At 67.2% G+C, this 23406-nt stretch carries 19 protein-coding genes; 10 read left to right on the top strand and 9 right to left on the bottom strand.

Features of this window, described 5'->3' with window-relative positions:
* Positions 1-96 precede the first annotated feature (96 nt).
* Positions 97-312 carry a hypothetical protein gene (locus tag IP91_RS00390; protein ID WP_145646678.1) on the bottom strand — a complete coding sequence of 72 codons (216 nt, stop codon included), beginning with the start codon at positions 310-312 and terminating at the stop codon, positions 97-99.
* 147 nt (positions 313-459) lie between these two features.
* Here IP91_RS00390 and IP91_RS00385 point away from each other — a divergent pair, with 147 nt between their 5' ends.
* From IP91_RS00385 to prsT, 3 genes are all read left to right on the top strand, one after another.
* The gene (locus tag IP91_RS00385; RefSeq protein ID WP_158643035.1) at positions 460-663 is read left to right on the top strand and encodes a DUF4224 domain-containing protein; all 204 of its coding nucleotides are present in this window, start codon (positions 460-462) and stop codon (positions 661-663) included.
* Entirely contained in the window at positions 660-1841 is a 1182-nt protein-coding gene (locus IP91_RS00380) for a tyrosine-type recombinase/integrase (protein WP_145646672.1), read from the top strand. The genes IP91_RS00385 and IP91_RS00380 overlap by 4 nt, the downstream gene beginning before the upstream one ends.
* A gap of 88 nt (positions 1842-1929) precedes the next feature.
* Positions 1930-3303: an XrtA/PEP-CTERM system TPR-repeat protein PrsT gene (prsT, locus tag IP91_RS00375; protein WP_145646669.1), complete on the top strand. Its 1374-nt coding sequence runs from the start codon at positions 1930-1932 to the stop codon at positions 3301-3303.
* Between the two features lie 439 nt (positions 3304-3742).
* Here prsT and IP91_RS00370 read toward each other — a convergent pair whose 3' ends face one another.
* The gene (locus IP91_RS00370; protein WP_145646666.1) at positions 3743-5383 is read right to left on the bottom strand and encodes an FAD-binding oxidoreductase; all 1641 of its coding nucleotides are present in this window, start codon (positions 5381-5383) and stop codon (positions 3743-3745) included.
* Position 5384: 1 nt separating this feature from the next.
* On the bottom strand, positions 5385-6131 hold the full coding sequence (locus IP91_RS00365; protein WP_145646663.1) for an N-acyl amino acid synthase FeeM domain-containing protein: 747 nt from the start codon (positions 6129-6131) through the stop codon (positions 5385-5387).
* Between the two features lie 217 nt (positions 6132-6348).
* Here IP91_RS00365 and IP91_RS00360 point away from each other — a divergent pair, with 217 nt between their 5' ends.
* The 4 genes from IP91_RS00360 (at position 6349) to IP91_RS00345 (ending at position 10538) form a co-directional block, all read left to right on the top strand.
* Complete coding sequence (locus tag IP91_RS00360) at positions 6349-7293, top strand: EDSAP-1 family PEP-CTERM protein (RefSeq protein ID WP_145646660.1); 945 nt, start codon at positions 6349-6351, stop codon at positions 7291-7293.
* Positions 7294-7441: 148 nt separating this feature from the next.
* Positions 7442-8974, top strand: a complete 1533-nt coding sequence (locus tag IP91_RS00355) for an XrtA system polysaccharide chain length determinant (protein WP_145646657.1) — start codon at positions 7442-7444, stop codon at positions 8972-8974.
* A gap of 10 nt (positions 8975-8984) precedes the next feature.
* Positions 8985-9758, top strand: coding sequence for an XrtA-associated tyrosine autokinase (locus IP91_RS00350; protein WP_145646654.1), 774 nt, complete (start codon positions 8985-8987; stop codon positions 9756-9758).
* A 9-nt stretch (positions 9759-9767) separates the two neighbouring features.
* On the top strand, positions 9768-10538 hold the full coding sequence (locus IP91_RS00345) for a class I SAM-dependent methyltransferase (RefSeq protein WP_229473711.1): 771 nt from the start codon (positions 9768-9770) through the stop codon (positions 10536-10538).
* Between the two features lie 181 nt (positions 10539-10719).
* Here IP91_RS00345 and IP91_RS00340 read toward each other — a convergent pair whose 3' ends face one another.
* Genes IP91_RS00340 through IP91_RS00330 form a run of 3 tightly spaced genes read right to left on the bottom strand, consistent with a single transcriptional unit; the run spans position 10720 to position 15443 of the window.
* Positions 10720-11889, bottom strand: a complete 1170-nt coding sequence (locus IP91_RS00340) for a glycosyltransferase (RefSeq protein WP_145646652.1) — start codon at positions 11887-11889, stop codon at positions 10720-10722.
* Positions 11890-11921: 32 nt separating this feature from the next.
* Positions 11922-13361 (bottom strand): oligosaccharide flippase family protein, encoded by a 1440-nt coding sequence (locus IP91_RS00335; protein ID WP_145646649.1) that lies wholly within the window; start codon positions 13359-13361, stop codon positions 11922-11924.
* On the bottom strand, positions 13362-15443 hold the full coding sequence (locus IP91_RS00330; protein ID WP_229473700.1) for a glycosyltransferase: 2082 nt from the start codon (positions 15441-15443) through the stop codon (positions 13362-13364).
* Between the two features lie 94 nt (positions 15444-15537).
* Between IP91_RS00330 and IP91_RS00325 the strand changes: the two genes are divergently transcribed.
* Genes IP91_RS00325 through IP91_RS00315 form a run of 3 tightly spaced genes read left to right on the top strand, consistent with a single transcriptional unit; the run spans position 15538 to position 18198 of the window.
* The gene (locus IP91_RS00325; protein WP_145646648.1) at positions 15538-16872 is read left to right on the top strand and encodes a putative O-glycosylation ligase, exosortase A system-associated; all 1335 of its coding nucleotides are present in this window, start codon (positions 15538-15540) and stop codon (positions 16870-16872) included.
* Positions 16873-16876: 4 nt separating this feature from the next.
* Positions 16877-17599: a hypothetical protein gene (locus IP91_RS00320; protein WP_145646645.1), complete on the top strand. Its 723-nt coding sequence runs from the start codon at positions 16877-16879 to the stop codon at positions 17597-17599.
* Positions 17578-18198, top strand: coding sequence for an ABC transporter permease (locus IP91_RS00315; RefSeq protein WP_145646642.1), 621 nt, complete (start codon positions 17578-17580; stop codon positions 18196-18198). The genes IP91_RS00320 and IP91_RS00315 overlap by 22 nt, the downstream gene beginning before the upstream one ends.
* Positions 18199-18396: 198 nt before the next feature.
* Here the strand turns inward: IP91_RS00315 and prsR are convergent, their stop codons facing one another.
* From prsR to IP91_RS00300, 3 genes are read right to left on the bottom strand one after another with little or no spacing between them, the layout of a single operon-like run.
* Positions 18397-19743: a PEP-CTERM-box response regulator transcription factor gene (gene prsR / locus IP91_RS00310; RefSeq protein WP_145646639.1), complete on the bottom strand. Its 1347-nt coding sequence runs from the start codon at positions 19741-19743 to the stop codon at positions 18397-18399.
* A gap of 14 nt (positions 19744-19757) precedes the next feature.
* Positions 19758-21842: an XrtA/PEP-CTERM system histidine kinase PrsK gene (gene prsK, locus IP91_RS00305; protein ID WP_145646636.1), complete on the bottom strand. Its 2085-nt coding sequence runs from the start codon at positions 21840-21842 to the stop codon at positions 19758-19760.
* Positions 21842-23221, bottom strand: a complete 1380-nt coding sequence (locus IP91_RS00300; RefSeq protein ID WP_145646632.1) for a TIGR03013 family XrtA/PEP-CTERM system glycosyltransferase — start codon at positions 23219-23221, stop codon at positions 21842-21844. The genes prsK and IP91_RS00300 overlap by 1 nt, the downstream gene beginning before the upstream one ends.
* Positions 23222-23406 lie beyond the last annotated feature (185 nt).

The following is a 23406-nucleotide window of genomic DNA, read 5'->3' as shown; positions in this document are numbered from 1 at the left end:
GTGCGGCTGGCTGCCGAGTTGCACCAAAAAGGGAAGGAATCCACGTGGAACTGTGGAAGAAGACTAAAGGGAGAATAAGCCACCGCCGTTTGCGGATTACTTTTGATGCTGCTTAAAAGCTTGCAGACGGAATTCCAGTTCCGCTACACGAAGCGCATGCGCTTCGAAACGCGCGGCCACTTTTTCCGCCGTCATCTCTCCCTGTCCAAATTCTTTCGAATCGACCATCGACTTCAGAAATTTCCGATGATCTGCATACTCAGCTTTCAACTGTGCGGCCAATTCGTGACCTTCATCGCTGTCGCTGGCCATCGCCACTCCTATTTGTGAAACGAATTCCTCTCATGAGAAACATATCTTACGGCAACGCTAGTATAACTGACAAGCTTACCAACTGCAGATACCTTCCGTTGCACCGTGACTCACGCCAATCCACATCGACTCGCGAAAGGAATTCCAGTGATTGAAATCCTGTCCGATGCTGAGCTGTTCGAGCTGACACGCTACCGGCGCCCCGCCGAGCAGCTGCGCGAGCTGGCGAAGCTCGGCGTGCCGGCGCGCCGCATGCGCGACAACACGGTGCGCGTGCTGCGCATGCACCTGGTGGCGCCGGCCGCGCCGCACAACGTACCGGCCCTTCGACCGAAACTGAACCTGAAATGAACCGAACGAGAAAGACCAACCGCGGCCTCCCGCGCCGCGTGTACGTGAACCACGGCGCCTACTTCTTCGTGCCGAGCGAGCCGACGATCGACCCGCGTAAAAAGAAGGCCGGGCCGAAGAAGTGGATCAAGCTGTGCACCGTCGATGACGGCGAGGCCGCCATGCTCGCCGCGCTTGCCACGATCCTCGGCAACCCGGTGAACGCGGAAGGCACAATGCCCTGGTGCTGCAGCGAGTTCAAGTCGCGCATGCTGCGCGAGTACACGCCGAAGACGGCCGGCGTGTACAGCAGCTACTTGGAGACCATCGCGGAGGTCTTCGCCGAGTTTCACGCCACGCAGGTGACCACGAAGGACTGGGCGGACTTCCTGCGCGCGAAGTATGCAGACAAGGCGAACACGGCGAAGAAACTGACAGCGCTCGCTGGCAAGCTGTTCCGCTTCATCATCGGCGACCTGGGCCTGCGCCAGGACAACCCGATCGACCAGCTGGACATGTCCGGCTACCGCACGCGCGCGCGCACGGTGTTGGCGGGTCACGAACAGGTCGCTGCGATCCGCGAGGCCGCGCTGGTCGGTAGCCACGGGAAGCAGACGCCGAACGGCCCAATGTTCGTGTGTCTGGTCGACATGGCTTACCTGTGCTGGCAGCGCGCGCAGGACATCCGCACGCTGCAGGAATCGCAGATTCACCCATCCCCGGCCGGCCTGGTCGGCGGCCATGTCGCCTTCATACCCAGCAAGACGAAGCTGACCAGTGGCATGGCCGTCGACGTTACCATCACGCCGGCGATTGCGCGCGTGATCGAGCGAGCGCGCGCGGAGAAGCGGCGGCGCCAGGTCGTGAGCAGCTACCTGTTCCCGGCGACGACGAACAAGAACGTCGGGCACCCCTTCCTGAAGGGCAGCCTCGTGGAGATGTGGGAGCGGGCGCGCGATCGCGCGGTTGAGAAAGCCAAAGCCGAAGGACGGGAGTTCGGGCCGCTGATCACGTTCCGTGACCTGCGCGCGCTGGGCGCGACCGACGCGGCCGCCAGCGGCGAGGAACATGCCGAGATCCAGAAACGGCTGGCGCACACGTCGGGCAAGACGACGAACATCTACATCAAGCGCGTGATCCCGAAGGTTTCAGCACTGGACACGCAGCTGCCGTGGGGCAACGACGCTGCCGAAGAATGAGGCCGATATTTGGCAACTGCCAAATATACAGTGGTGGACATGCATACAGCGGGCTTTCTAAGTCCCTGATTACATTGGCGATGTTTGCATGTTGCAGGTGCATGCCGCCTTGCAGAACCTGCGCGGCGGCGTGATGCTGGCGCGCAGCGACGTGGATGGCGCCCGCGCCGGCTTCATGAAGGCACTGGCACTCGATCCCCTGTACCTGCCCGCGCTGGACAACCTGGCGCAGCTCGACGTGATCGAGAAAAAGCCTGAAGATGCCCGCCGCCGTTACGAAGCGGCGCTGGCCCGCGATCCGAAAAACGCCGCGCTGATGACGGCGCTGGCGAAACACGCCACCCGCCAGGGCGACACGGCAGGCGCCATGCGCTGGCTGGAAAAAGCCACGCGCGACAATCCCAATGCCACCGCGCCCAGCCAGCTGCTGGCGGCCTATTACCTGCGCGCCGGCGAGAAACAGAAGGCACTGACGCTGGCGCAGAAACTGCAAGCCTCCGACACGGAGAATCCGGAAGCGCTTGCCCTGCTGGCCCAGGCCCAGGAAGAAAGCGGCCAGCACGACGCCGCGCTGGAAAGCTTCGGGCGCCTGGCCGCGCTGCAGCCGCAATCGGCCGCGATCCAGCTGCGCATCGCCAATCTCTCGCTGATCCGCAACCGGCTGGACGATGCCCTGCAGGCCGCGCGCAAGGCCAGCAAGATCGAGCCGGGCAATGCCGACGCGCTGGTGCTGCAGAATTCCCTGCTGATCGAGAAAGGCGCGCATGCCGAGGCGGCCACGCTGGCGCGCGCCGTCCAGGCCCGGCAGCCCGACTCGCCCCTCGGCTTCCGCCTGGAAGGCGATGTGCTGATGGCCCAGCACAAGGCGCAGGAGGCGCTGCAGCGCTACCAGCGCGGCTTCGAGCTGGCACCTTCCGGGCCGATGGTGATTGCCCTGCACCGCGCGCTGGAGGCAGCGGACCGCCACGCCGAGGCGGCCGCACAGATGCGCCAGTGGCTGGACAAGCACCCCGGCGACCAGCCGACCCGCATCTACTTCGCCAGTGCCCTGCTGGCCGCCGGCGACTTCAAGGGCAGCAGCCAGCAGTATGACATCATCGTCAAGGCTGCGCCGGACAACGTCGTGGCATTGAACGACCTGGCCTGGTCGCTGCTGCAGCTGAAGGATGCCCGGGCCCTGGAACACGCCGAGAAAGCGCACCGGCTGGCGCCGAAGAATCCCGCGGTGGCCGATACGCTGGCGGCCGTCCTGCTCGAACGCGGGGACGCGGCGCGGGCCCTGCCCCTGCTGAAGAAGGCCGTCGAGAGCGCGCCCGCCGCGGCGGATATCCGGCTGCACCTGGCGCAGGCCCTTTTCAAGGCCGGCGACCGCAAGGGCGCGCGTGCCCAGTGCGAGCAGCTGCTGGCCCTGCGCGATTACCGCGGGCAGGCGGAAGTCCGGGCGCTCATGGCGCAGATGTAGCGAGGGATGCAATACGCGCACGCATGGCCAGAGGCAAGGGAGGACGTGCAGTGAGAAGCTGCAGGGGGAGCTGAAGTAACCGATGCAGAGAGCAGCTGCAGTGAGCGGTGCACTGAGCAGTTTCATTAGCGGCTGCAGGGAGCAACCGTTTCAGCAGATGCAGAGAGCAGGCGCAGTGAGCAGGCGCAGTGAGCAGATGCAGTGAGCACACCCAGTGAGCGGTTCACTGAGCACAAGCGGTGAGCAGATTCAGTGCAAGGATCCAGTGAGCCCTGTCATCGGCAGATGACCATCGGATGTCATGAGCGCCTACCGCGGGCGCAGCCGTGGCGCCAGGCCCGTGGGGCGGATGAGGCGCCGCGTCGTCCTGGCGGGCTGCCGTTCGCGGGCAGGTGCGCCTGAATGCTGGCAGGTGCACCTCAATGCTGGCAGGTGCGCCTCAATCCCGACTGGCCGTGCCGCTGTCCTGGCGGCCGGCATACCGCCCCGGTGCAATCACGTTGGCCGGATCGAGCGCCGCCTTGATGCGCGCCACCATGCGCCAGTAACTGTCCTGGCCGTCGTCCAGGTCGGCCATCGACTGCAGGCCGACGCGATACGGGATATAGCCGGCCTTCATCATTGTGTCGAAAACTTCGCCGTAGCAGCGGCGCGCACGCGCCACTTCGTCCGGATCCTCCTGGTCGTAGGCCACCGTCAGGACGCCGCCCAGCGCCCGCTCGTTGATCATGCTGAAGGTGACGAACAGGTCGAAGCCGTGGGTGCGGAAGATCGGCTCGGCCAGCGCGTGCACACGCAGCAGGTCCGCGCCCCGCATCGGCAGAACGGGCGAGACCCATTGCATGCCGCAGTTGTCGAGCGCCGGATTGGCACCCGCCGGAAAATCCGCCGGCAGCCCGCCGCGCCGGCGCCAGTAAGCGCCCGCCAGGAAGCGCCCGTTGGGGATCCCGCGGTTCATCTCGAACAGCGAGCGGCCGAGCGCGACCTTCGCCGCCAGCCGGCGCCCCGCTCCGCTGCCCTTCAGCAGCCGCGCCAAGCGGGCCGCCAGGTCGAGCTTGCGCTCGTCGAGGAACTGGATCGTGGCGCGCGTGCCGGCCAGCGCCCGCCGCAATGCGCGCCGCGCGATGGCGACCTGGTCGCGGCTGCCGTACAGCGCACCCGACACGGTCCAGGCACCCACGCCGGCCGCCGCGCGCAGCTGGCGCCGCACGTCGTCCGGCAGCGGCACCCGGCCGCCGGCCAGCTCGCGCGGATACGTGGTGCCGCCGGAAATCACCCGCAGGTCGTTGCCGATATGGAGGATGCTGCGCAGCGTGCCGTCCAGCCGCAGCGGCCTGAGCGCTTCGATGACGGGCGCGATGTCCGCATGCTCGTCGACCATGCACAGGAAATGGTTGAGCGCCGCCGTTTGCGGCATCAGCCACAGGCCCAGGCTGGTCACTATGCCCATGTTCGACTGCGTGAACAGGCCGTCCACATAAGGCCCGACGCCATACGGGTAGACGCGCTGGTTCAGCGCCGCCGGGTAATGGCCGAAGCCGGTGCGCACCACGTCGCCATCGGCCAGCACGAGTTCCATCGACGCCACGTTCTGGAAACGGTTGCCGTACGGGGAATGGCCGAAGCCCCGTTCGAGGATATTGCCGACCAGGCTGGTATCCGGACCCGCGCCCGTGCTGTCCATCCACAAGGGCAGCGCGTTTTCCAGCAGGTATTGCGACAGCTGCCGCTGCGTGACGCCCGGTTCCAGCACCACATAGGCCAGTTCGGCGTCCACCTCGAGGATGCGATTCATTCCCGACAGGTCGACGATCGCATGGCCATCGGCCAGCGCGCAGGCGTCGCCGTAGCCCCAGTTGCGCCCGGCGCTCACGGGATACAGCGGCACGCGCCGCCCGGTTGCAATGCGGGCGATGCCGGACACCCCGGCCGTGTCCGGCGGCCGCAGGATCGCCAGCGGCCGGGTGCTCCAGGAAGAAGTGCTGGCAGCAAAGCGGCGCAGCGTGGCCTCATCCGTGCGCACGCCCTCTTCGCCCAGCAATGCACGCCATTCGGCCAGCGCCGCCGCCACGTCGCCCATCTCAGTCGCGCCCCTGCAGCAGCCGGGTCGTGATACCGGGCTCGTCCCGTGCCGGGAAGAAGTACGGGTAGAACGAGCGTTCGCCCGGCGCCGCCTCCATCTGGCCGGCGAACTTGTCGATCTGCTCGCCCATGTAGTCCAGCTTCAGCCGCAGCAGCACGGCCGGGGCGCCCACCCGCGTGCAGGGGCGCTCGCCGCCGAAATCCCGAAAGCCCAGCATGCGCTTGTAGAACATCACGTGGCGCGGATTGACCTCGATGACATAGTCCGTATAGAAGTGGATATTGTGCGCGTAGATGTAGGAGATATGGATCAGCGCGGCGAACACGCGCTTGCTCACGTCCTTGTCGATCGCCAGGCGCGACGGTTCGCACAGCAGGCGGCCCTCCTCGCGCAGGCCGTCGAGCTTGTCGCGGAAATTCTCGTCCGCCGGCAGGCCGAGTTCCTGGTCGTCGAGGCACAGCGACATCGTCCCCACCGTGTGGCCCTTCGTTTCCGCATACAGCGTGATGCGGTTCGGCGCGTGCGGCGCATCGGCATCCACGTCATAGCCGCGCCAGCCATACATCTTGCGCAGCAGCAGGCTGGCCGCTTCCCGGCCACCTGCCGTGCTTGCCATGCGGATATGGAATGTCTGCATGTCGATCGGATGCTGGTGCGCCGTCTCCGATTCGGGTTCCAGGATCACCAGGTCGCGCAGCTTGCTGGCGGCCTTGAAGGTTGCGATGCTCTGTTCTTCATTGTCCATGTCTGCCCCCTGTTGTTCTGATGATGTTCTTCAGACCGCTCTCGGGGGAGCGAGTTCCACAAAGCGTCGGACTTTTTTTCAGATTTCCCCGCCGCCGCTGCCGCCACTTCCTAAGTCGTTGATTCTGCGACAACGGGACGCGTGGCATGAATGCTGCTGAATGCTGGTCGTCGGCACAGACCTGCGGCCGTAACCACCTCACAAGGAGTAGCATGCCATGAACATCTTCAGAAAAGGTCTCCTGGTCACGGCAGCCGCCGCGACCCTCGCCATCGGCGCAGTGGGCAGCGCCCGGGCAGACACTTTCGCCTCGGCCATTCTCGACATCAACAACTTCCGCCTGCTGCACGGCAACGGCGCCGCCTATGCGTCGACCGACTTCGCCACGCTGACCGGCACCAACGATGCGCACGCCACGGCGGCGCTGAACGGCGTGTTCGCCGCCGATGCCCGCTCGAACCCCATCCTGTCGGGCCTCCAGCCGGACGTGCCGCAGCAATGCGTGGGCGCCCCGTGCCCGCCGATCGGCGAGAACAACTTCAACCGCTTCCCCTCGCCGCCGCCCGTGCCCGGCAACTTCGGCTATGCGGACCAGCGCCTGGTCGGTTCCGTGATCACGATCGGCGCCACGCCGGCCGGTGCCCGCGCCACCACCCGTGCCGACGCGTCGACGGACACCAACCTGCAGACGGCGTCCGGCAACTCGGATGTGGGCACCTCCACCACGTTTGCTTTCACGCTGGGCACCTCCGATACGATGACCATTTCGTTCGATGCCAATCCGTATGCGGCGGCATTCGTCTCGGCCGGTGCGGGCGCCACCTCCAACGCGAATGCCCGGATGTCGTGGGCAATCAACATCGTCGACCTGACGACCGGCGCCTCGGTGTTCACGTTCGCACCGGATGAGCTGAACGCGCTGGCCACGGTGAGCCGCACGGACGGCACGCCGGGCCTGACGGAATACAACGCTGCCGGCACGGTGTATTCCTTCCTGGCTACGACTCCGCTGCTGAGCGCAGGCACCACGTACCAGATCACCATCCAGCACAACACGCTGGCCAATGCCCTGCAACAGGAAGTGCCGGAGCCCGGCACCTTGGCGATCGTGGCCGCCGGCCTGCTGAGCATGTCGCTGATCAGCCGCCGCCGCAAGTCCTGATCCCCGTCTGTGCCGCTGGGGCGTACCGTCAACCCGTTTGACGGTACGCCGCTTTTTTTGACGGGACGCAAGCGGGCGGCAGGTTCGGGGCGCCCCGCGCAAACCCAACCATATAATCGCTCGACGGGATTCACTCGGAGAAACTGGTATGGAAGAAATCATCGCCCAGCTGCAATCCGGGTTGAAGGGAATCTGGAAATACCGCTGGTGCGCCGTGATCGTCGCCTGGCTGGTCGCCACCCTGGGCTGGGCCAAGGTCTTCATGCTGCCAGACGATTACCAGACGACCGCAAGGGTGTTCGTCGACACGCAAAGCATCCTGAAGCCCCTGCTGTCCGGCATGACCACCGTGCCCAATGTCGAGCAGCAGGTCGCGATCATGAGCCGCACTCTCCTCAGCCGCCCGAACGTCGAACGGGTCATCCGCATGGTGGACCTGGATGTGAAGGCCAGCACGCCGCGCGAGCATGAAAAGCAGGTGGACGAACTGATGCAGAAGATCCGCATTGGCGGCACGAGCACCTACGACATCTACACGATCAGCTACAGCAACAGCAACCCGCGGCTGGTGCGCGACGTGGTGCAGTCGCTGCTGACGATCTTCGTGGAAGGCGGCTTCAAGGGCAAGAAGGGCGAATCCGAAAAAGCGGTCCAGTTCATCGACGACCAGATCCGCGCCTATGAAGACAAGCTGCTGGCGGCGGAAAACACCGTCAAGGATTTCAAGCTGAAGAACAACTTCCTGCTGCCGCGCCAGGGCATCGACTATGGCGCGCAGCTGCTGATGTCGTCCGACACGCTGAACAATGCGCGCCTGGAACTCACCGAAGCGGAACAGGCCCGCAACGCCATCAATGCGCAGATCCAGGGTGACGAACCGATCCTCGGCACCGAACCCGGCACTGCGGCAGCCATCGACAACCCGGAGCTGGACGGGCGCATCTCCGCCCTGAATAAATCGCTCGACGCGCTGCTGCTGCAGTACACGGAAGCGCACCCCGACATCATCTCGACACGTCGCCTGATTGCGCAGCTGGAAGAGCGCAAGGTGCAGGAGGCGCAGCACCGGACGGCACCGGCCGACCCCGGCAAGGGCTACAGCCCGATGCTGCAGCAGCTGAAGGTGGCATTGACCGAGGCCGATGCGCGCGTGGCGTCGATCAAGGCGCGCGTGGCCGAGATGCAGCAGCGGCACGACACCCTGCTGGAGCAGAGCAAGGCGGTACCTGAAGTGGAATCGCAATTGGCGCAGCTGACTCGCGATTACCAGATCAACAAGGACAATTACGAAAAGCTGATCGGCCGGCGCGGAGCGGCCAAGCTGTCCGGTGACCTGAGCACGACGACCGAAATGCTGAGCTTCAAGATCATCGACCCGCCCACCGTCCCGCTACGGCCGATCGGTCCGAACCGCCCGCTGCTGTACAGCGTCGTGCTGGGTGTGGCGGTGCTGGCCGGCGCGGCCACCGCACTGCTGATCGCGCAGGTACGGCCCACCTACCTGAGTCCGGCGCAGCTGCGCGAGGCCACCGGGTTGCGCGTCCTGGGCGCGGTGGCGATGAACTGGACCGAGCCGGAGCGCAAGAAGCGGCGCCTTTCGCAGCTCGGCTTCGGTGCCGGCATAGCGTGCCTGATCGTCTCCTACGGCGGCGTGATGGCCTCCTCGATCCTTCAAACCTAGCGGGTGGCGCATGATTCCCTTCGACGAGATGCCGCGTGCCGAGCCGTTGCTGATGGCCGCCGAGGCACGCTATGCCGACATCAACCTGACGCGGCTGCAGCAACTGGGCATGGTCACGCACGAAGGGGGGCGTACCGGCGTCGCGGAGGATTTTCGCATCATCAAGCGGCCCCTGCTACGCAGCGCGCGGGGCCTGGACGGGCCGCCCGTCCCCCACGGCAACCTGATCGTCGTTACCAGCGCGCTGCCGGGGGAAGGCAAGACGTTCTGCGCAATCAACCTGGCGATGAGCATGGCCATGGAGCGCGACACCACGGTACTGCTGGTGGACGCCGACGTGGCGCGGCCGGCGCTGCTGACCGTACTGGGCCTGCAGCCGCGTGCCGGGCTGATGGATGTGCTGCTGGACGATGACCTGGACCTGTCCGACGTCATCCTGAAGACCAACGTGCCAGCGCTCAGCTTGCTGCCGGCGGGCCGCCGCAACAAGCATGCGACGGAACTGCTGGCCAGCCGCAGCATGACCCACCTGCTGGAGGATATCGCCACGCGCTACGCGGATCGCATCGTCATTTTCGACTCGCCGCCGCTTCTGATTACGTCCGAGGCGAGCGTGCTGGCCGCGCAGATGGGTCAGGTGGTGATGGTGGTCGAATCGGAGCGCACGACGCACAGCGCGGTACGCGAAGCGCTGCGCCAGATCGAGCCGTGCCGGCACGTCAACCTGATCTACAACAAGATCCGCTCGTTCACCGGCAACGACCAGTACGGCTACTACGATTAGGAGACGGCCATGGCTCCGCTGATGTTTCCCATGACGTCCTTGCTGTTCATCGCGGCCATCCTGCTGTTGTGCGGCTACACGCTGCACAAGGTGCGGCTGATCCACCTGATGCTGCACGACGTGCGCGACCAGTCGCGGCGCGAGACCGCCGGACTGTTTCGCCAGCTGGAGGCGTTGCAGGGGCTGTATACGGACCTCGGCCTGACGCGCAGCCTGCCGGATACGCGGGGCTGGGCAGCGTCGCCCGACTTCCTGCTGGAACTGGCACGGCACGCGCTGGCGGAACGGCCGGCACTGGTGGTCGAATGCAGCAGCGGCACGTCCACCCTCGTGCTGGCGCGCTGCCTGCAGATCAACGGCGGTGGCAAGCTGTACAGCCTGGAACACGACCCAGCCTACGCGCGCCAGACGCGCGAGCAGCTGCGCCGCCATGGCCTGGCGGACTGGGCGACCGTACTCGACGCCCCGCTGATCCCGCGCACTTTCGATGGCGCCACATGGCCGTGGTACGCAACCGATGCCCTGCCACCGGACGGCGAGATCGACATGATCGTCATCGACGGGCCGCCCCAGGCAACCCGGGCGCTGGCCCGCTATCCGGCCGCACCCGTACTGTTCCCCCGGCTGGCACCGGGTGGTGTCGTGTTCCTCGACGATGCAGGGCGGCCAGACGAACGGGAAATCCTGCGCCGCTGGGCAGACGAATTCCCGGAAATCGAGCAGCATGAGCTGCGCTGCGAAAAAGGCGCTGCCCGGCTGGTCAACCGTCCGCGCGCCTGACCGGATTGCGGCTGACGAACCGTAAGCAGCGAAAAGTGCTTTAACGAACAGTGCTTGCCCGGGCAGCGCCTGCCCGAACCGCGATCGCACTGCCTGACCGAGCAGCGCCCTTCTCAACTGCGCCTGACCGCACAAGGGCTGCGACCATGCCGTCCGCCGCGCGGCGGCCCCACCCCTATTTCTAGCTATCTTCGCTCTGCTCGCCAGTGAGTGCGCCATCGGCCGCGCGCTCCCTTCCCGCCGAGACCAGTACCGGGGCTGCCTGCGGCAAGTGCCCCACCTGCCGCGCGCGCTCGGTGCGCACTGCGCCGAGTACGTCGGCATAAGCGCTGGCCATGCCCGCCGCAACGCTTTGCCAGGTATATGACGCCACCAGTGCCTGGACCACAGCGCGCTCGGGCGGCTGCCGGATGAATTCGCACACGGCCTGCCGCAGGGCGGCGCCATCGTGCCAGGCGACCTTGCGCAGCGCGAAATCGCTGCCGCGCAGGTCCAGCGCATTCTCGTTCGTCATCACGACAGGTGTGCCGGCCGCCATGCCTTCCAGCACGGCCAGCGGAAACACCTCGCCGTGACTCGGCAGTGCCACCACGGCGGCCGCCCGGTAGGCACTGGCCAGCAGCGGGTCCTCATGGTTCAGCTCACCGAGCCAGCGCACCCAGGGCGACGCCAGCACGCTGTCCAGGTAGCCCTGTTCCGCGCCGGCGACCCGCCCGATCAGCACGATAGGCACGTCGAGTCCGGCCAGCGCCTCGACGAGTCCCCGCTGGTTCTTGTAGGGATTAACAGAACCGACCATCAGGACGAAGGGCCCGGCAATGCCCGTGCGCTGTTGGAACAGGTCCGGGCCTGCTGCGAAAAAATGCCGGCTGATACCGTTGGGGAAGACCCGGATTCTGGCAGGTTCGACGTGGAATCCCGACATGATGGCCTGACGCTCCGGCTCGCCCAGCGCGATCACGAGACGTGCCAGCTGCAACGCGCGCTTTGTCTGCGCATAGCTGGTCTGCACGTTCCAGTCGGTCAGGCGGCCCGCCAGGCGCTCGGCGACCCGGGCCCGGAAGGCCGCGGTCCGGCTCCAGCCGGGCGACAGCAGCGGCGACAGCACGACCGGCACCCCCATTTCGGTGGCGGCCTCCACCACGCGATGATTGCCGTTGATGGCCGAGAACACGTGGACCAGGTCGAACTGGTCGAGCCGCTGGCGGTTCGGATCCGCCAACTCCGCACGCAGCGACGGGTGGCCGTCGCCAGCCAGACGATTCAATGCGGCGATCGTCTCGCGCACCTGTACCTGCAGTCCGCCCTCGCGCTGGAACAGCATCGGATAAGACAGTATGCCCACACGCATGACGTACCTCCGTTCGTTGGCGTTACAGTGCATTACGGGATTTGAAGCCTGCCCCGGATCCTGCGCCAGGCCAGTCCCAGTTCCCCGGCCAGCGGGTGCCGCACCAGCGCGACCGCGGCAAGCCACAGGGGGATCGCGGCCGCCACGGCTACCAGCAGCTGGTTGGTGCCTGGTTGCACGAACAGGCATGCCGACAGCGGTGCAAGCGCCGTGACGGCGGTGACAAGCAGGCTCGGCATGGCGGCCCGAAGCAGGTCCTGGCTGTCGACACCCGCCAGTCTCGCCAGGCAGCGCCACGTCAGCCAGCTACGGAAGATCGCGCCAAGCACCACGGCGGCCGCCACCCACTGCAATCCGCCAGCCGCAGCCGGCAACACCACGGCCACCCGCCCCAGCACGGCCAGCGTATCGAGCCGCGCCTGCTCGCGCACATGGCCGGTGGCCACCAGCAAATAGCGCGCCATGCTGAACATGCTGTACAGCGTGCCTGCCAGACACATGATGCGGATCAGTGCGGCAGCTTCATCCCACTGGGGCCCGTACAGCAGCCGCGTCGCCGACAGCGGCAGCAGCGCCAGCAGCAGGAAGAAGGGCCAGGCGATGGCCGTCATGCAGCCGACCGTCAGGAGATAGGGCTCGCGCAGGCTGCGGCCTTCGCGGGCCTGCGCCGCAAACAGCGGCAGCAGCACGGGCGAGACGGCGGACGTCACGGCCTGGTTGAACAGGTTCAGCATCGCCTGCGCCTTGCCGAACACGGCGACCGCCTCCGGTCCCAGCAGCTTGCCGACGATCAGCTCCGGTGCCGCCACCCCCGCCTCGTCGACGATATTGCCGCCCGTGGCATAGGCGCCAAAACGCAACACGGCACCGGCGCCCTTCCACGACGGCAGCCACGGCATGCCGGCCGGCCGCAGCGGAAGGCTGACGATCACGGCTGCCATGGCGGCAGCCACCGTGCCCCAGGCCAGGCTCAGGCTGCCGTAGCCGGCCGCTGCCAGCCAGAGCGTGCATGAAAGCTGCGTGACGCTGTGCGTAGTGTTGATCAGGTAGATCGCCGACAGCCGCAGTGCGCGCCGCAGGCAGGACAAGGTGAGCGACGTGAGCGGCACCAGCAGGAAGTTCACCGCCAGCAGCAACAGCACGTCGCGCAGTACCGGCTGACCGTAGAACGCCGCCGCCGGCCCGGCCAGCAACGCGACGACGGCGGCCAGCGACCACGCGGCCGTCGTTGCCACGCCCAGGGCTGCGCGCAACTGCGCTGTTCCCAGCGTGGCAGTGGCCACCACATACTGGCCAACGCCGAAATCGCGCAGCACCTGGGCCAGCCCGACCAGCACCGCGCCGATCGAGAACACGCCGATCTCGGCCGGCGTGAGCATGCGGGCGACCAGCATCGTGCCAAGCGTGCCGATGACCAGCGCCGTGTAGCGCTCGGCAAACGACACCAGCAGCGAGCGGCGTGCGCCGGCCATTTACAGCAGCCCTTCGTAGAACTGGTGGACGAGCCGCTGCACGTGCGCCATGCCATAGCGCTGCGCCACTTCCGCGCGCCCCACTTCGCCCATGCGCGCACGCCGTGCCGGGTCGGCCAGCAAGCCGGCCACGGTCGCCACGACGGCAGCCTCGTCATCGAGCGGTACCAGCACCCCGCCGGACAGGCCGTCGAGCACATCCGCGTTGCCCGGCACGTCCGTTGCAACGGCCGGCACCCCGCAGGCCAGCGCCTCGATGGTGGCGATACCGAAGCCCTCGCGCCGCGACAGCAGCAGGTGCAGGTCCAGCGCCGGCATGATTTCGTCGACGTGCTGCTGGAAGCCCGCGAAGATCACATAGGGTTCGATGTCCAGCTCGATGGCAAGGCGTCGCAACGCCGGTTCCAGCGGTCCGCTGCCCGCCAGCAGCAGGAACAGGGCCGGGAACCGCGGCCGCAAGGCGTGCAGCAGGCGGATCAGGGCTTCCGGCCGCTTCTGTTCGGACAACCGGGCAACCGAACCGATCAGCAGGGCATCGCTCGGCAGCTGCCAGCGCTGACGGACCGCGGCACGCAGCGCTGGCGCCGGCCGGAACCGCCCCGTATCGACGCAATTGGGGATCACGGCCAGGCGCACGTCGGGGCGCAGGTACGGCCGGTACAGCGCGACGAAATGCCCCAGTGCCGCCGCGGTCGCGCCATACACGCCCCGCACGGCGGCGAACGCCTCGTGCAGCATGGGGCGATGCCAGGGGCTGAACTGGTCCGGCGGAAAGGTGTTGTGCACGCTGATCACGGCGGGCAGCCGGCAGCGCGCGGCCAGCCACAATGCGGTGGCGCCATAGACGCTCCAGCAGAACGCCACATGCACCAGATCCGGCCGCAGGCGCCGCAGCGTGCGGCTGTCGAACAGCGCCGCACGCAGCCGGTTGACGCGGCGCCAGCGCCACTGTTCGAAGACGGGCGGCGGTGCGAAACGGCTGACCGCCAGGCGCCGCTCCTGCAAGCCGCGGATCCAGGCCGGGCTGCCGGGAAACGGCCGCAGCGCCAGCACTGCATCGTAGCCGCCTGCCGTCAAGAAACGGGCTTCGTCGGCCATCCGCAATTCCATGCCGCCCAGTTCGCCCGAATAACTGGTGATCAGCACGCGTTTGCGGGCGCCAGCGCGCTGTCGCTTCGCCTCATGGAAATACCCGCGCAGAAATGCCAGTTCCCAGCGATGCCGGAAGCAACCGTCCGCATCGCGCCGCAACCACGCGGCGGCCAGGCCGATTGCCTCGCCGGCGAACTGGCGCAGCATCCAGCGCGGTAGGCCGAACAGGGCCGGAAAGCGGCCCGGACAGTCCTGACGGTACTTGCCCCGGCCGAAGCGCCAGGCCCGTTCCAGCACCCACGGCTGCGTCATCTGGTGCGCGCGGATATGGTGCGCCACCCGTGCACCAGGGCAGAACCATGCACGGTGGCCTGCATCGCCCAGGCGGCGTGTCAGTTGCGTCTCGCTGCCCATCGCGTAGGCGCCCGCGGTGGGCCCGATCGATTCATCGAAGCGCAGGCCCGCCTCGAACAGCCCGCGCCGGATGGCCATGTTGGCGCCCCACACCAGCCCGGGAAACACGGGACCTTCGGGTGTGGCAGGCGGCGTGATGCCGAAGGTCAGGCCCAGGGGTACCAGGCGTTCCAGCCAGGCGGGCGGGGGGACGGCCCAGTCGGCCACGATGGTGCCGCCGAACAGGTCGTGGTCGGGATGCTCGCGCGCCGCGGCGGCCAAGTGCTGCAGCCAGTCCGCATCCGGCGTGGCGTCGTCGTCCGTGAACACGAACAGCCCGTTGTCCTCCTTGCCGGCCAGCGCCAAAGCCAGCGCCGCGTTCAGCGCCACGTTCTTGCCGCGGCGGGGCTCATGGACGCATAGCAGCGGCAGGCCGCCGGCGTGGCGTTCCAGGACGGCGGCGGTGCCGTCATTGCTGCCATTGTCCGCGATGATCAGGCGCCAGCCCTCGGCCGGCGCGACGAGGCGGCCATAGGCGGCCAGCACGCCCGGCAGCGTGGCGGCGCCGTTGTAGGTTGCCATGAGAACGGTCAACAAGGCGGCGTCTCCTGTCGCTTAAGATGGGTTGCCAGGCAGAACCAGTGTACTGGCCGACGTTCTGCATCCGTTGAGGCCGGTCAAAAGGGGCGCCATGCGCGACATCTTCGTTACCCTGCTTGTCTTTGCCGGCCTGCCCTTCGCGTTGCGGCGGCCCGTCTATGGTGGCCTGATGTGGGTCTGGATCAGCGTGATGAACCCGCATACGCAGGGCTGGAGTTTCGCCCCCACCTTCCCGTTCGCGCAGCTGATCGCGGCGGTCACGCTGATCAGCATGATCAAATCCCGCGAGAAGAACCCCCTGCCCCTGACACCCATCAGCGTGACGCTGATCCTGCTCGTGCTGTGGATGAACGTCACCACGCCGTTCGCCCTGTTCCCGAATGCGGCCTGGTTCCAGTGGAACAAGGTCATGAAGATCATGCTGATGACCTTCGTCGTCATGATGGTGATCCGCCAGCGCGAGGACGTGCGGCGCCTGGTCTGGGTGCTGGTGATCTCGCTCGGCTACTACGGCGTCAAGGGCGGCATGTTCACGCTGCGGCGCGGCGGCAACGACCGCGTGTGGGGCCCGATCGGCACATTCATCGGCGACAACAACGCCCTGGCGCTCGCACTGATCATGACCATCCCGCTGATGTACTACCTGATGCACGACCTGCCGAAACGCTGGATGCGCTACGCGATGCTGGCCGCGATGGGCCTGTGCGCCATGGCGGCCCTGGGCACCTATTCGCGCGGCGCACTGCTGGCCATCGTCGCGATGCTGATCTTCATGTGGAAGAAGAGCCGGCACAAGCTGGCCGGTGCCGCGCTGCTCACGGCCCTGGTTCCACTGGCGCTGCTGTTCATGCCGGAACAATGGGGCGCGCGCATGGACACCATCGCGGAATACGAAGCGGACCACTCGGCGATGGGCCGCCTGAACGCGTGGCACATGGCGTTCAATTGCGCGCGCGACCGTTTCCTGGGGGGCGGCTTCGCGATGTACGAGCCGATGACGTTTGCCATGTACGCGCCGATTCCGTCGGATGTCCACGCGGCGCACAGCATCTATTTCCAGGTGCTTGGCGAGCACGGCTTCGTCGGCCTGTTCCTGTACCTGATGCTGGGCTTCTTCACGTGGCGCCACGCGGCGTGGATCGTGCGCCACAGCCGCGGCCACCAGGACCTGCAGTGGGCTGCCTCGCTGGCCGCGATGATCCAGGCCAGCCTGATCGGCTTCGCCGTCGGCGGCGCGTTCCTCAGCCTGCTGTACTGGGACGTGCCGTATTACCTGATGGCGGCCGTGCTGGCCACGCGCGCACTGGTGCGCGCGCATCCTGGCGTGATCGACACGGACCGGCAGCGTACCCGGCAGCATTCCCGGCTGTCGCGGCCGGAAGTTGAGTCGGCACAAACCCGCCGCACGGGGCCGGAGGTTAAATGACCCGATGGACACCCGCCTCCTCGCTGCCGCCCGCCAACTTGGCTGGTTCAACGCCATCCTGTATGGCATCGCGCGCGTGGCGCAGCTGATCGGGTGGCGGATGCACCGCTATTATTTTGTGGCCCAGCGCGTCGCCAGCGGTCCGCAGCGCACCGGCTGGGGCAAGGGCATCGACGTGCGGCCGATCGTCGTGTTGTCCGAGATCCCCTGGGGGTATCCGCGTCCGCGGGACGTGCTGGCACAACGCTTTCGCCAGGGCGGTTTCAGCCTCGCGGCGTGGCGCGGCAGCGAACTGGCAGGGTTCCTGTGGTACCAGTTTGCCGCCTACCAGGAGGACGAAGTACGGGCCCGCTACTGCCTGGCATCGCCCTCCTCCGCTTGGGATTACGACGTGTTCGTGCAACCCCACCTGCGCCTCGGCCCCACCTTCGCGCGCCTCTGGCAGGAAGCCCACCGCCGGCTGCACGCGCGCGGCGTGCGCTGGACCTGCAGCCGCATTTCGGCGTTCAATGCCGACTCGCTGCGCTCCCACGCGCGACTCGGTACCGTGCGGCTCGGCAGCGCCACGTTCCTGACGGTCGGCCGCTGCCAGTGCATGGTCGCCACCGTGGCGCCGTTCCTGCACCTGTCCTTCCACCCTGGGGCGTGTCCGCAGCTGCGCTTCGATACGGAGGCGCTGGAACGGCTGCCTCGCGAGGAGACCTCATGTTCAACCGGCCGGCCCTAATCCTGGCAGCATGCGTGCTGCTGCACACCGCGGCGCACGGCGCGAACGACTGCCCGCCGTTCAACAACACGATCACCGGTGGCGACTACACCAACCCGGAACACCGGTCCCGCCTCGACGTCGTCGAACGCTTCCACTTCACCCCGCAGGTAGAGCGGCTGGAGCGGGGCCAGTCCGGCTACCTCGGCGGCGATCTCGGCTATACGCTGGAACATTTCGCCAACCACCATCGGGCATTGGCTTCCCTGGCGCGGCTGGCCCTGCGCGAAAAATCGTCGCGTCCGAAAGGCAGCAAGTATTCCATCGAATGCTACTTCGACCGCGCGATCCGCTTCCGGCCGGACGATGCGCGCGTGCGTGCCATCTTCGGCGGCTACCTGCTGGCACTGAACCAGGAAGAAGCCGCGCTGGTCCAATTGGAGGAAGCCGCCAGGCTGGAACCGGCCAATGCCACCAACCAGTACAACCTCGGGCTGGTCTATGTGCGACGCAAGGAGTACGACAAGGCGCTGGGCGCGGCAAAGCTGGCCTACGGCCAGGGTTTCCCGCTGCCGGGGTTGAAGAACAAGCTGGCGGCGGCCGGTAGGTGGCAGGAGTGAGTTGACCTTCACTGCGGCCGACAAGGAGGTGCGCCCCGCCGCATCCGCGGCCAGCGGTGGTGACGCTCCGGACGCCGGCGGCCATCCCGGTCTTCGTCACGGCGCGGACGCAGATGACGAGCCCGGCACTGGCAACGATCCCGCCCGCAGGGCAAGAATGCCTGCCAGGGAGGCGGTGCGGATGTGGCGCAACCAAGGCTACTTGATTCCGTGATGCGCCATCAGATCATATAGCGTAGGCCGGCTGATGCCCAGCATCTCGGCGGCCTTGGCGATATTGCCGCCGGACCGTCCCAGTGCCTTGACCATGACCTTGTATTCCGCCGCATCGCGCGCGGTACGCAGGTCGATGCTCTCCTCCCCCGGCGCCGCTTCGGCGAGGCCCAGGTCCGCGGCCGTGATCTGCGTGCCCTCGGCCATGATGACGGCGCGCCGGATGCAGTTCTCCATTTCGCGGACATTGCCTGGCCACGGATGCGATTCGATGGCCGCCAGCGCGTCGGCACTGAAATGCATCGGCGAGCGGCCTTCGCTGGCGCAGAAGCGGTTCCTGAAATGCTGTGCGAGCAGCACCGCGTCGCCGACCCGTTCGCGCAGGGGCGGGATCACGAGCACGATTTCACTCAGGCGGTAGAACAGGTCCTCCCGGAATGCCCCCTCGTCGACCAGGGACTTCAGGTTGCGGTGCGTGGCGCAGACGATGCGCACGTCCACCGGGATCTCGCTGCGCCCGCCCACCCGCTCGATGACGCGCTGCTGCAGGAAGCGCAGCAGCTTCGCCTGCAGCGCCATCGCCATGTCGCCGATTTCGTCGAGGAAGAAGGTGCCGCCCTGCGCCAACTCGATCTTGCCCGGCGTCTGCCGCATCGCGCCGGTAAAGGCACCTTTTTCGTGGCCGAACAGTTCGCTCTCGAGCAGGTGTTCGGGAATCGCCGCGCAATTGATCGCTACAAACCGCCTGTCGTGGCGGGCCGACAGATGGTGCAGGCCGCGCGCGATCAGTTCCTTGCCGCTGCCGGACGCCCCCAGCAGCAGCACGGTGGCCGACGACGAAGCCACCTTCTCCACGTTGCGGCATACCCTCAGCATGCCGGGATCGCGGCTGATGATGCCGGCCAGCGGCGAATCGGCGGCCGTCTGCAGCATGCGCCGGTTGTCCTGCTGCACACCGTGCAGGAAGAAGGCGCGCTCGATGACGAGGCGCAGCAGATCGGCGTCCAGTGGCTTCTGGTGGAAGTCGTAGGCGCCCAGCCCGATCGCCTTGAGCACGTTGCCGCGGTCCCGGTTCCCGGACAGCACGATCACTTTCGTTTCCGGCGCGGTGGCCAGCATCTGCTGGAGCAGCAGCAGCCCTTCGCTGGCGCCATCCGCATCGGGCGGCAGCCCCAGATCCATCGTCGCAACGGCGGGCTGATGACGGCGCAGCAGCGTCAGCGCCGCCTCGCGGTCGCCGGCCAGCAGCACGTCGTAGGCATCGAGGCTCCAGCGCAGCTGCTTCTGCAGCCCCGTGTCATCCTCGATCACCAGCAGTTTTCGCTTCGGCATGATGATCTCCCGGGTCAGGCGGACAGCGCCGCAGGCGCGGCCTGTTCGTGGAGCGGCACTTCGATACGGAACACGGTGCCCCGGCCGACAAGACTGTCGACCACCAGACTGCCGCCCAGCTCGCGGATCGCCTCGCGGCTCTCATACACGCCGATACCCATCCCCGCCGTCTTGGTGGTTTCGAACGGCCGGAAGAGTCGGTCGCGGATGAACGCCTCGCTCATGCCGGCACCCGTGTCGCGCAGTTCGATGACGGCGCGCCCATCTTCGCACCGGAGCGACAGCACGATGCTGCCACCCGGCGGCGTTGCATCCACCGCGTTCTGCAGCAGGTGCAGCAGCGCGCGCTCCACGCGCTGCCCGTCGCCGTGGATGTACAGCCCGTCCCCGCCCGGCGCCAGCACCGGCCTGGGCTGCGCGGATGCGTAGGCCTGCACGGCCTGGCACAGTAGCTGCCGGAGCGACACGGCGCCGTGACCGGGGCTGGCGCCGTGCTCGCCGCGCGACAGCCGTTGCAAAAGTAGCGTCATCTTTTGCATCGAGTGCGCCAGCGTGGCCAGCATGTCTTCCTGGAACGCCGGGTTGTCCTTGTGGCGCTCCGCATTGGCCAGCAGCAGCGCATGCTGGGACAGCAGGTTTTTCAGGTCGTGCACGACGAACGTGGACATGCGGTTGAACGACTCGAACTGGCGCGCCACGGCAAGCCGGTCGGCCAGTTCGCCGTGGGCCAGGCAGCTGGCCGCCTGGCTGCCGGCCAGGCGCAGCAGATCGTAGACCTCCCAGTTCAGGGTCACGGAGGTGCGTGGCCTCGTCAATGCCACGAAGCCGAACAGCCGGCCGTGCAGCATCAGCGGCACCACCAGCCACAGGCCGGGAACGCCATGCAGCCAGGCGGGGAGCGCCGTCCCGGACTGCGGCCGCGCGGCTGGTTCCCGGTCTGCCTGTACGATCCACTGGCGCTCTTCGAGCAGCTGGCAAAAAGGGCTGCCAGCCGCTTCGGCACCGTGCTGCGCCGGCAGGTTCCACTGCGCGGCCGGCTGGTACATGCCGTCGCGGCAGATCCACAGCGCACCGGCGGGACTTTCGACCAGTGTGGCGATCGCCTGCACGGCCGCCTCGCCCGGCGCCGCCGCCATGTGCGACAGTGCGCCGGTGAAGCGCCGCCATTCGTCGCGGTAGTCGAAGTGGGTCTGGTAAAAATGCTTGCTGATGAAGACCCGCAAGCGTGCCCGCGCGGTGCCGGAAAACAGCAGCCCCGCCAGCAGCACGCCGGCGCCGATGAAGCAGGCCAGCTGCATGACCGGGCCCCAGGCGCCGCCCACGCTGCGCAGATACCACCCGCCCGCCGCCATGGCCAGCAGATAGACGGAGCAGCCCAGCAGCGTGGCCGAGTGCAGCACCACCTTGCGCGACAGGGACAGGCCCAGCCGCCAGCCGGGATTGCGGGCCGCGCTGACGGCCAGCAGCGGCACGCACAGCGCATCGACGAGCCCCCGTGCGGCCCAGATCTCCGGCCGCAAGCGATGGAACAGCAGCGCGTCGCTGTACAGGTAGAAGTCATACATGAACAAGGTCCCCAGGCCCAGGCACGCGAACTTGATGCCCCAGCGCGCGCGCTGCGGCGTGCCGCGGTACAGCTGCTCGACCAGCAGCACGCCGATCACGGCCAGCAGCAGGCGCGCCACGATCGTGATCATCTGCGCCTGCCGCACCTCCACCGGCACCGTGCCTGCGGCGCCGATAGTGACGGGCGCCAGCTCGCCGGCAGCCATCTGCACCGTGGCCAGCAGCGCCACGGCGGCCAGCAACCCCTTCAAAGGCAGCCCGGATGGCGCCAGCAGGACGGCCAGGAACACGGTCCACGCCACTGTACGCAGCGCTTCCAGCACCCGTGCCGGCACGGCCATGTCGATGCCGAGCACGTACCAGTCCTGCACGGCCACCGCGCAGGACCACGCCGCCGTCAGCAGGCAGGCGGCCAACAGTGCGCGATGCTGCTCGCGCACGCCGCGCCGGGCCAGCAGCAACAGGACGAACCCGGCAAAGATGGCCGCACCGATGCCATGACTGATGGCGGCCACCGGCGCAGGCGTGTCCATCACCGCGCGCCCTTGCCGGAGATAACGACCTGCACCGTGTCGATCAGGATCAGCAGGTCCAGGAACAGGCTGTTGTTCTTGACGTAATACAGGTCGTACTGCAGCTTGCGCACCGCATCGTCGACCGAGGCGCCGTACTGGTAGCGCACCTGGGCCAGGCCCGTGATGCCGGGCTTGATGCTGTGGCGCACGTCGTAATAGGCGATCGCGCCGCTCAGTTGCTCCACGAAATAGGCCCGTTCCGGCCGCGGGCCCACGAAACTCATCTCGCCGCGAAACACGTTGATCATCTGCGGCAGCTCGTCGACGCGCAGCTTGCGCAGCCAGTAACCCACGCGCGTCACGCGCGGATCGGCGGCCGTGGCCCAGCGCGGGGTGCCGTCCCGCTCCGCATCCACGCCCATGCTGCGGAACTTCAGCACCTGGAAGCGCCTGCCATGCTTGCCGACGCGCTCCTGGCGGAAGATCACCGGCCCCCCATCCTCGAGCACGATGCACAGGGCGGCCACCAGCATGACGGGCAGCGTGGCGGCGCAGATGGCCGCGCTGGCCAGCAGGTCGAACGAGCGCTTCACGAAAGCGCGGAAGAAGCTCTGGTCGAAGCCGCCGCCATAGATCAGGTAGCTCGGTTGCAGGGAATCGACGCGGATCTGGCTGGCCTCCCGCTCGAAGAACGCGGCGGCATCCGTGACGCGCACGCCGCCAAGCACGCAATCGAGCAGCTCGCGCACCGGATACGCGCCGTTGCGCCGGTCGCCCACCGACACCACCAGTTCGTGCGCCCCGAGCCGGCGCGCCATCGCCAGTAGTGTCTCGCCAGGCGCCAGCACTTTCGATGCGGGCACGCAGCGCTGCTCGCCCGGCATCGGCACGCAGCCGACCACCTCGAACCGCCGCGGCCCGTTGCGCGTGGCGGCCACCTCCATGCATTCCAGCGCCAGCGCCCCGCCGCCGATCAGGATCAGGCGCTCCACCAGGATATTCGATTGGGACGAGGTAAACAGCAGCACGCGCGTGAGCATCACGCCGGCCCCGCCCAGCATGAACGCGATGCCGGCACTGCGGCCGAAGCCGATGCCCGGTACCAGGTGCATCAGCGCGACCATCATGACGAAGCCCAGCACGAACGCCGGCGGGACGCGTGCCAGGACCGCACGCAGATCCTGGCGGATCTGCTGCTGGTACATGCCGAGCGCGCTCATCGAAAAGACGTTGACGAAGGCGAACACGAGGCCGGCCAGATAGACGGATTTCGGGGGCTGCGGCATGCCGCCCCACAGCAGCAACACCATGCTGGCCGTGCCGTGAAGGATCAGCACCTCGAGCAGCAGCAGGATGAAGCCTGTACGCGAGACGTAATGATTGAAGATGCGGATCACGTCCCCTCCCGGTGGCGGCGGATGGCCTGGCGAAGAATGGATACCGGTCGAGACAAGCACGGGTAGAAAGAGAAGCGTGCAATGCGCCGGCCGATGGCTCAGCCATGATGCCGGACAGGTCCGGCGCCGGCCTTGACCGGCCGCAAAACGGTCCCGGGCATGACGCATGATTCCAAATCGTCTAT

The sequence above is a fragment of the Pseudoduganella lurida genome, from assembly GCF_007830455.1.
Classification (GTDB): domain Bacteria; phylum Pseudomonadota; class Gammaproteobacteria; order Burkholderiales; family Burkholderiaceae_D; genus Rugamonas; species Rugamonas lurida.
This window is presented reverse-complemented; position numbering and strand designations above follow the sequence as displayed.

Excerpts from the sequence above, each read along its gene's own strand:
- IP91_RS00390 (WP_145646678.1), bottom strand. The coding sequence starts at position 312 with ATGGCCAGCGACAGCGATGAAGGTCACGAATTGGCCGCACAGTTGAAA.
- IP91_RS00380 (WP_145646672.1), top strand. The coding sequence starts at position 660 with ATGAACCGAACGAGAAAGACCAACCGCGGCCTCCCGCGCCGCGTGTAC.
- prsT (WP_145646669.1), top strand. The coding sequence starts at position 1,930 with ATGTTGCAGGTGCATGCCGCCTTGCAGAACCTGCGCGGCGGCGTGATG.
- IP91_RS00370 (WP_145646666.1), bottom strand. The coding sequence starts at position 5,383 with ATGGGCGACGTGGCGGCGGCGCTGGCCGAATGGCGTGCATTGCTGGGC.
- IP91_RS00365 (WP_145646663.1), bottom strand. The coding sequence starts at position 6,131 with ATGGACAATGAAGAACAGAGCATCGCAACCTTCAAGGCCGCCAGCAAG.
- IP91_RS00360 (WP_145646660.1), top strand. The coding sequence starts at position 6,349 with ATGAACATCTTCAGAAAAGGTCTCCTGGTCACGGCAGCCGCCGCGACC.
- IP91_RS00355 (WP_145646657.1), top strand. The coding sequence starts at position 7,442 with ATGGAAGAAATCATCGCCCAGCTGCAATCCGGGTTGAAGGGAATCTGG.
- IP91_RS00350 (WP_145646654.1), top strand. The coding sequence starts at position 8,985 with ATGATTCCCTTCGACGAGATGCCGCGTGCCGAGCCGTTGCTGATGGCC.
- IP91_RS00345 (WP_229473711.1), top strand. The coding sequence starts at position 9,768 with ATGGCTCCGCTGATGTTTCCCATGACGTCCTTGCTGTTCATCGCGGCC.
- IP91_RS00340 (WP_145646652.1), bottom strand. The coding sequence starts at position 11,889 with ATGCGTGTGGGCATACTGTCTTATCCGATGCTGTTCCAGCGCGAGGGC.
- IP91_RS00335 (WP_145646649.1), bottom strand. The coding sequence starts at position 13,361 with ATGGCCGGCGCACGCCGCTCGCTGCTGGTGTCGTTTGCCGAGCGCTAC.
- IP91_RS00325 (WP_145646648.1), top strand. The coding sequence starts at position 15,538 with ATGCGCGACATCTTCGTTACCCTGCTTGTCTTTGCCGGCCTGCCCTTC.
- IP91_RS00320 (WP_145646645.1), top strand. The coding sequence starts at position 16,877 with ATGGACACCCGCCTCCTCGCTGCCGCCCGCCAACTTGGCTGGTTCAAC.
- IP91_RS00315 (WP_145646642.1), top strand. The coding sequence starts at position 17,578 with ATGTTCAACCGGCCGGCCCTAATCCTGGCAGCATGCGTGCTGCTGCAC.
- prsR (WP_145646639.1), bottom strand. The coding sequence starts at position 19,743 with ATGCCGAAGCGAAAACTGCTGGTGATCGAGGATGACACGGGGCTGCAG.
- prsK (WP_145646636.1), bottom strand. The coding sequence starts at position 21,842 with ATGGACACGCCTGCGCCGGTGGCCGCCATCAGTCATGGCATCGGTGCG.